Raw genomic sequence first — 8,028 nt, 5'->3', positions numbered from 1 at the left:
GGAAATACTGGCGGCAGTACATCAAATATATTTATTAATGAAATTCACTATGACAACGCCGGCGGTGATATTGGTGAATCGATTGAAATAGCAGGTCCTGCTGGAACTGATTTAACCGGTATGAGTTTGGTTCTGTACAATGGTTCAAACGGAACAACGTACAAAACAGAAGTATTAGCTGGCGTATTGGCAGACCAACAGAATGGTTTTGGTACCTTGTCATTTGACATTGCAGGTATGCAGAATGGCGCACCAGATGGTATAGCGCTTATTGATAGTGATGGCAGTGTTCTAGAATTCATAAGTTATGAAGGTTCGTTAACTGCTACCAATGGTCCTGCTACTGGCATGACTAGTACAGATATTGGTGTTTCAGAAGTAAGTAGCACAGTGGTTGGTTTTTCTCTTCAGTTAGCGGGTATAGGTTTTACTTCCGCAGACTTTACTTGGCAAGCCGCAGCTGAAAATACATTTAACAATGTAAATACCAATCAAACGTTTTTGGCGGGTAGTGTCTTTATTAATGAAATTCACTATGACAACGTCGGCGGTGATACTGGAGAAGCGATTGAAGTTGCCGGTCCTGCAGGAACCGACTTATCAGGTTTGAGTTTAGTGCTTTACAACGGTTCAAACGGAACTACATACAAAACAGTTGATTTGTCTGGTGTGTTTACTAATCAACAAGCTGGATTTGGAACCATGTCATTTGACATCAGCGGCATCCAGAATGGTTCTCCTGACGGCATTGCTCTGATTGATAACGACGGAACTGTCATTGAATTTTTAAGTTATGAAGGCTCACTTACCGCTACTAATGGTCCCGCAAGCGGAATGATTAGCACGGACATAGGCGTTTCAGAAACAAGTAATACTCTTGCTGGTCTTTCTTTACAGCTTGGCGGAACGGGTTACAGTTCAGTTGATTTTACTTGGGAAGATGCCAATGCTAATACATTCAATAATGTAAATACAAATCAAACTTTTGGTTCTGGTGGTGATACTGGCGGCGGCGATGGTGATGGTACACCAATGCTAATAGGTCAGTGTTCAGACCCATCGACGTTTATCCATGATATCCAAGGCAATGCTGATGTTTCACCTTTAGTAGGCCAAAACCTTGTCGTTGAAGCTATCGTAACATCAGTGTTACCAGCACTTGACGGGTTCTTTATACAAGAAAGCGATACAGATGTTGATGCGGATCCGTTAACTTCAGAAGGACTGTTTGTCTTTAATACGGCCAATACAATTACACCATCAAATGGTGATCTAGTCCGTGTTGCTGGTAATGTTTCAGAATTTTTCGGGCGAACGCAATTATCGCCAGCACAAGATCTTATTATTTGTGGAACGGGTAGTGTATCTACTACGACCTTATCCTTGCCTTTTACTTCTGTTGAACAACCTGAAGCATTAGAAGGAATGTTGGTTAGTAACGCCGATTCACTTACCGTTAGCGATAATTATAACCTAGCCAAATTTGGCGAAGTTACGTTATCCAGCAGTAGATTGTTTGTGCCAACTAACATACATTTGCCTGGTTCGGCTGAAGCTGTAGCACTTGCGAATGAAAACTCCTTGAACCGAATTACTTTAGACGATGGTGTTAATGGCTCATATCCTGAGCAAATAATCTTCCCTACTGGAGGCTTATCGGCTGACAACAGCTTACGCATTGGCGACTTAGTTACTGAGTTAACTGGAATAATTGATTATAGTTTCAGTAATTACAGAATAATTCCAGTAGTAGCTCCTACGTTTGTAAATGACAACATCAGACTCGCCCAACCGGAACTGTCGCCATCTAACCTTAAAATAGCTAGCTTGAACGTTTTAAATCTATTTAATGGTGATGGTCAAGGTGGAGGTTTCCCAACAGCAAGGGGCGCAGATACCGCTGAAGAGTTAGAGCGTCAATTTGCTAAAACAGTGGCTGCAATTGTCGCTATTGATGCCGACGTTATTGGTTTAATGGAAATCGAAAATGACGGAGTAGACGCCAACAGTACATTAGCTCAATTAGTTGCGCGTATTAATGCCGTTTTGGGTGCAGAGACCTATGCATTTATTAACACGGGCGGAACCATTGGCACCGATGCGATTGCAGTTGCGCTTCTTTATAAACCTAGCAGTGTTTCAGCGTCGGGTAATGCCATGTTAAATAACAACGGCATATTTAATCGTCCTCCGTTAGCTCAAATATTTACGCTAAACAATAACGGTTCAGCTATAACTGTTGTTGTTAACCACTTTAAATCTAAAGGGGGTTGTAGCAGTGCTTCAGGTGCAGACCAAGATCAGAACGATGGACAAGCCTGTTTCAATGCAAAAAGGGTAGCACAGGCCAACGAACTGATGAATTGGTTAGCGACTGATGCGACATTGAGTCTGCAGGAAGATGTGCTAGTGATGGGTGATTTGAACGCTTATGCAATGGAAGATCCAATCAGAGCATTTACAAGTAACGGTTACACTAACCTCATTAATCAATTTGCAGGCGAACAAGCCTATTCGTACCTCTTTGGTGGTGAAGTGGGTTACCTAGATCATGCCCTAGCGAGCAGTAGTCTATTAACCAAAGTGGTTGATACAACAGAATGGCATATTAATGCAGATGAACCTTGTGTTCTTGATTACAACACTGAACTTTGTGGCTCTGGTTTTAGCCATCCGGATAAGACGGCTGATCAGTTAGTTAGCGTATATGACAATAATGCTTACAGAATGTCTGACCATGACCCTGTTATCGTTGCATTCGATTTTACACCTGCAGCAATCCAAGGCGATTTTGATGGAGATGGCGATATTGATATCAATGATTTACGCGGTTTGATGCGTGCAATACAGTTTGGACAAACGATCGATTTAGCGTTTGACCTCAATAATGATGGGGCCGTATCTATGATGGATGTTCGCGTTATGATGAGTTTATGTACTCGCACTCGCTGTGCGGCTAATTAGACTAAATTGCTTAAAACAGACAAACAATAAAACAAACAAAATTAAATTAAATTAAAAGGTAGTAAAATGAAGAAGTTATTAATAGTAGCAACGTTAATCTTGTGTGCAACGTTTGGTGGAAACGCTAACGCCGGACTAATTACTCTTTCAGCAGACCAAAGTGATGTTTTGGTTGGCGAAATGATGGAAATTACCTTAAATGCCACGGGTTTTGATGAATTTGATGTATTTTCTTTAAATGTTGATTTTGATACAAGTGTCTTTAGTTTTTTACCCTCTACGTTTACAACCGAACTTTCACGTCCTTTTATAATGGAGTTTAATCAAGTTGGAAGTGGCGTAGCTATTGGATTTGTTAATTTTACTCCATCAAGTGGTGATTTTTTATTAGGAAAGTTCACATTGCAGGCAATAGGAGCAGGGACGACCGATTTTTCTCTAGTGGTAAATGAATTTACCTTGAGTGACCCATTAGATTTTTTCGCTGTAGCAACGCCTGTTAACGCTGATGTATTGGGTCGAGTATCAGCATCAGTAACCGATGTTCCTGAGCCGTCTACATTAGCAATATTTGCGTTAGGGCTGATGGGATTAATGACGAGGTCTTTAAAGAAAAAATCTTAATTTAGGTTTAATCTTTGATTATAAAAGCGCTAATCGTCATGATTAGCGCTTTTTTTATCCGTTATTTAATTAGTGTTAGTGATAAAAATCCGGAAATTTTTGTCAGTTGATATTATGATAAAATTATAAGTATTAACGATCGCTTTATTGGACACCGATGGTATTACGCTATTAATTGTTAACATTCATCTTTACGTTGGTGTTAATAAACCTTTTTGATACTCATCTAGTGCATTATAAAGTATCGTTTTTTTGGCTTTAGTGATCGTTAAAGGTAGTGACTCTACTGTCTTATTTGCGCAAGAAACGCTAAACCAGAAAGTAGTATTGATGATTACTGATTAGGTTGAACAAAATAGAGAAAATAAATAAAAATTAGCCATAAAAAAAGCCGCTAGGTTTATCTAGCGGCTTAATACTTAAACTAAATAATTAATCATTAGTTTCAAGTTTTGATGTTGTTACTGCAATCGTATAGTCAGTAGCTACTGAAATATAACCATTAACGCGAAGCGTATAAATTCCGCCGCTAGTTGGGCGAAAGTTAATTTCTTCTGGGTTATCTAAAGAGGCGCTGTTAGCGACAACTTCACCGGCTTCGTTAAGCAAGTCAAAGTCTAAATCTGCAACACCTGACCAAGTTAACACAGCATTAAGCATAGAAACGTTGTCTGTCAGCTGTATATCATGGTCTGACACTTCCATATTTTCATATGATGGGCCAACTGAACCGGCAAAGTTACTGTCTGTTTTTATAATGACTGCAGCTGAGTCGACTAATTGACCGTCGAGTAAAATACCGTCAAATGAAACTGTACCGTTAACGCGTTTAAGACTTATGCTATGAACGCTATCGGTAGATAAATCTCTAAATGCAACGGTTTTAACTTGACGTTGAGGTGAATAATAATCTAATAAACCTTGGCTTTTACCATCAAGAAATAATTCGGCATGACCTTTTCTATTATTAGTTATATATTTTAATTGAACACTATCACCAATGAAATCAAAGCTAATTTGCGCGTTTCTACGTCGTGTTTGCTTAAAGGTGCCATCTGACGATAAGGTACTATTTTTTACAGCCCAGCGTTTTTTATAATTAATATTGTTATCAGTTTCAGAAACTTCAGACCAAACGCCTTGGCTTGACCAGCCAGTTTGTCCGTTGATAAAGTCTGCTCTTTCACCGATAGTAACTCTGGCCAAATCTACAGCCGCTTTTACGTTAATATGACCCGCACCCACTTGATGAACTTTATAACCCGGCATTTCATCTGCGCTGTCTTTTAAAATTTGTTCAACTTGATCCGGTGATAAAAGTGGATTCACTTCCAACAATAAACCGACCACACCCGCAACAAATGGTGTCGCCATTGACGTACCACTCATACTTGCGTAGTACAGGTGATATTCTGGATGTGCAGGGTCGATAATAGGACCTGCAGCGCCCAATGGCGTGTTAAGTGCTCGTGTTGATACAATCGCGCTACCTGGCGCAGTAATATCAGGTGTTTTAATCCAGTCACCTTCAACGCCTCGGCTTGAAAAATCAGCTAATTGACGGTCTGTTGTGCCAGCAGCAACGTTAATAACCCATGGGGCAATTGCATATTGATTAAGGGTGTTGTCATCTGGACCACTATTAGAAGCGGCAAAAGTCACTACGATGCCTTTTTTGTAAGCTTGATAAGAAGCTTGATTGGTTGGATTATTTGGATCAAAGCTTGCGCCGTCACCTCCACCCCAACTGTTAGTTATTACATCTATGCTATAACGTTCGCTATTAGCGATTGCATAATCAAAGCCAGCAATAGCATAAAGAATTGAAATTGCTTCACCAGCGCCTAGACCCACCAAAGTTGCTTTAGGGGCGATGCCTGCCTGGTAAAAACTTCTACGTTCATCATCTCTTGATGCTTCACCGCTACCGGCAACAGTGCCGCCAACATGTGTACCGTGTCCTGAACTCGTATCCGAATTTGGCACACCTTCTAAAAATAAGTTTTTACCACCAGCAAAATCAAGATCACCAGCAATTTTAACATTTTGGATAGTTTTTTCACCGAGTAATAAATCAGGGTGTGTTGCATCAACACCTGAATCTAGTACTGCAATCGTTGAACCTTCACCATAAACACCATAATCGTCATGTACTAGATGACCACTGGTAATTTCGCCAGAGTTATAGTTGTAATATTCTAAAGGCGCATCAAAATAAATACTCTTAACCCGTGAATCTTTAGCTAAGCTATTGATTTGGCTCCGAGTTAAAGAAGTGCCTGCCATAGGTAATACTTTTAACGCTAAATAAGGAACGTTTAAAGCGGTCATAACATTGTCGAGTTCATTGTAATGGTGAGTTGAAACAATCACTTTAGTACTTTGAACTAAAGTGGGTAACAACGTTTGTAATTTCGAGCCAATAAGCGCATCAGCATTAACATTAAATGTGGTCGCTGCAAGTACACTAACCGATAGTGCCAAAAGTGTCTTTTTCATTTTCTTATACCTTTTGAATGATTATAATTTTGAATGAGTTTTCTTTCATTAACTTAGCTACTGTGCATAATTTTTTTGAGCGTTATAATCGGGAAGAACCCCTAGGACAATGTGATAAAACTACTTAGCAATTATTTTAACTGGCTTAAAGGGGAGTGATGAAATAATAATGCTGACTTATATATCAGTCAGGCTTGATAAAATTAATACCCGTAACTTAATGAAAGTCATAATAATTCATTGAGTTAATAGTGAGGTTTGTCGAATGAATAAATGCAGGAGACTACTTATGGAAATGTTCAAAAACTATGAGTTTAATCGTTAAGCTGTTTTATTACCTTGTTGTCGATTTGATTTCTTAGTTGATAAATGAACACAGCTACTTTTTTTATTTGGACATCGCTTGGTATATTTATTTTTCCTATTCTTATAGGGTTTTTTACGTTTCGCTATAAAATCAATAGTTGGCCCGTCATCTATTTGATAAATTCCAGAGTTAAATGCTTTAGCCTGTTGAATTAAAGGGAGTAACGAAAATTGTGATGTTGAACTAATAAATACACCTGTATTGGTATTAATTATTTTTATAATCAATACACTAATAATCATAACAGCAATTTTATTTCTCATGACTTTATTTCTTTTAACGTTTTATACCACCAATCTACTGTGTACTATTTAGTTTGACGCTATAATCCGGAAGAACCCCTAGCTGAGATTGATAAAATCACTTAGCCATATTTTTATTAACCTGGTGCTAATATCCTACATGGGGCATACCATAAGCTAGCGTGGTAATTTTCAATTAAATCATTGGTTTCACTTTATGCTTTTCACTAGGGTGAACCGCTTTATTTGGGTGATATATACCCTAATCAGTTTGGTTTTTTTAGGGAAACCCTCTAAACTTTAAAGTAAACGTAGAGATACTTTAGATGGTAATACGGTTAAGCGGTCCGGCTTTAGTCATTAATTTTTGTCAACGAGTTGGCTTGATATCATTATTTATATTTACTGGCATAAGCTCTGCTGAAACAAGTTTGGAACAACAATCTATTTTTGAATTATCACTAGCAGAGCTGTTAAACGTGAGGGTTGATGTTGCTTCTTATACTTCTGAACGGATTATTCAAACTCCTGCAATAGTTTCCCGCTATGATCAAAATGATTTAACCTTGATGGGTATTAAAAGCCTAAAAGATATGTTGTCGTTTATCCCTGGCTTTGTTCTCCAAGAAAACCGAGCAGGGGGCACGCCCGTAATGATCAGAGGTATAGTCGAAGCCTTTAACCAAAAAATTCTCTTCATAGTCGATGATGTTCCTTATTGGATGCCATCACATTCTGAAATACCGCTCTTAGGTATTCCCATCGAGGCTATTAGCCATGTCGAAGTTATAAGGGGACCTGGTGCTATTTATTATGGTACCAATGCTTCTGCAGGTGTTATTAAAATTGTCACTAAACAAAAAGCGGGCAACAGCCTAGCCGTAAATTATGACTCTAATCAAAAACTCAATGTTGGCGGTTATTACTTTCACGCTTTTGATGATGACTCTCATTTTTCACTAGGGGTTGAGTCTCAAAAAGATAACGGTTTTACCAGTTACTTCGAGGGTACGCCGCAACCCCCTTCATTTCCAAAGGGTACACCAGATTTTGATCATATTGTTATAACAGAAGAAATGACCTCTGTGCTAGCACGCTTTCGCTATTATAGTTTTAATATCAACTTTCAAACGTTCGACTCAATGACCAATGATACTGACGAACCAACCCCTTTAAGCATCGCGACACAAAGAGAGCATAAGGGATATTTATCGAACCTGTCGAGAAAACCCCGTGATCCGAGCGAAGCGAAAGTCGCGGGGATGAATCGATAAACTATCCTTGTTCTTTAATGTATTTGCGAATTGTATCAGCGGAAGCATTGCCGACAGA

Annotated in this window: 5 protein-coding genes; 3 read left to right on the top strand and 2 right to left on the bottom strand. The window is 38.9% G+C overall.

The annotated features are described in order from the left end of the window. Both H4J62_RS19675 and H4J62_RS19670 read left to right on the top strand, forming a co-directional pair. The coding region (locus H4J62_RS19675; RefSeq protein ID WP_182231374.1) for an ExeM/NucH family extracellular endonuclease at positions 1-2,964 on the top strand (2,964 nt) is incomplete at its 5' end. A 66-nt stretch (positions 2,965-3,030) separates the two neighbouring features. Next, positions 3,031-3,588, top strand: a complete 558-nt coding sequence (locus tag H4J62_RS19670) for a PEP-CTERM sorting domain-containing protein (protein WP_182217218.1) — start codon at positions 3,031-3,033, stop codon at positions 3,586-3,588. 432 nt (positions 3,589-4,020) lie between these two features. Here the strand turns inward: H4J62_RS19670 and H4J62_RS19665 are convergent, their stop codons facing one another. Next, positions 4,021-6,087, bottom strand: coding sequence for a S8 family serine peptidase (locus H4J62_RS19665; protein ID WP_182217220.1), 2,067 nt, complete (start codon positions 6,085-6,087; stop codon positions 4,021-4,023). Between the two features lie 321 nt (positions 6,088-6,408). Next, positions 6,409-6,717, bottom strand: coding sequence for a hypothetical protein (locus tag H4J62_RS19660; RefSeq protein WP_182217222.1), 309 nt, complete (start codon positions 6,715-6,717; stop codon positions 6,409-6,411). A gap of 362 nt (positions 6,718-7,079) precedes the next feature. On the opposite strand from H4J62_RS19660, the gene H4J62_RS19655 reads away from it, so the two are divergent. Next, positions 7,080-7,970, top strand: a complete 891-nt coding sequence (locus tag H4J62_RS19655; RefSeq protein WP_182230917.1) for a TonB-dependent siderophore receptor — start codon at positions 7,080-7,082, stop codon at positions 7,968-7,970. Positions 7,971-8,028: the final 58 nt, after the last annotated feature.

The sequence above is a fragment of the Colwellia sp. BRX8-5 genome (genome assembly GCF_014077325.1).
Taxonomy (GTDB): domain Bacteria; phylum Pseudomonadota; class Gammaproteobacteria; order Enterobacterales; family Alteromonadaceae; genus Colwellia_A.
The sequence above is the reverse complement of the archived record's forward strand: the minus strand, read 5'-3'. Positions and strand labels throughout refer to the sequence as shown.

Coding starts and splice junctions, on each gene's coding strand:
- H4J62_RS19660 (WP_182217222.1), bottom strand. CDS start 6,717: ATGAGAAATAAAATTGCTGTTATGATTATTAGTGTATTGATTATAAAA.
- H4J62_RS19665 (WP_182217220.1), bottom strand. CDS start 6,087: ATGAAAAAGACACTTTTGGCACTATCGGTTAGTGTACTTGCAGCGACC.
- H4J62_RS19670 (WP_182217218.1), top strand. CDS start 3,031: ATGAAGAAGTTATTAATAGTAGCAACGTTAATCTTGTGTGCAACGTTT.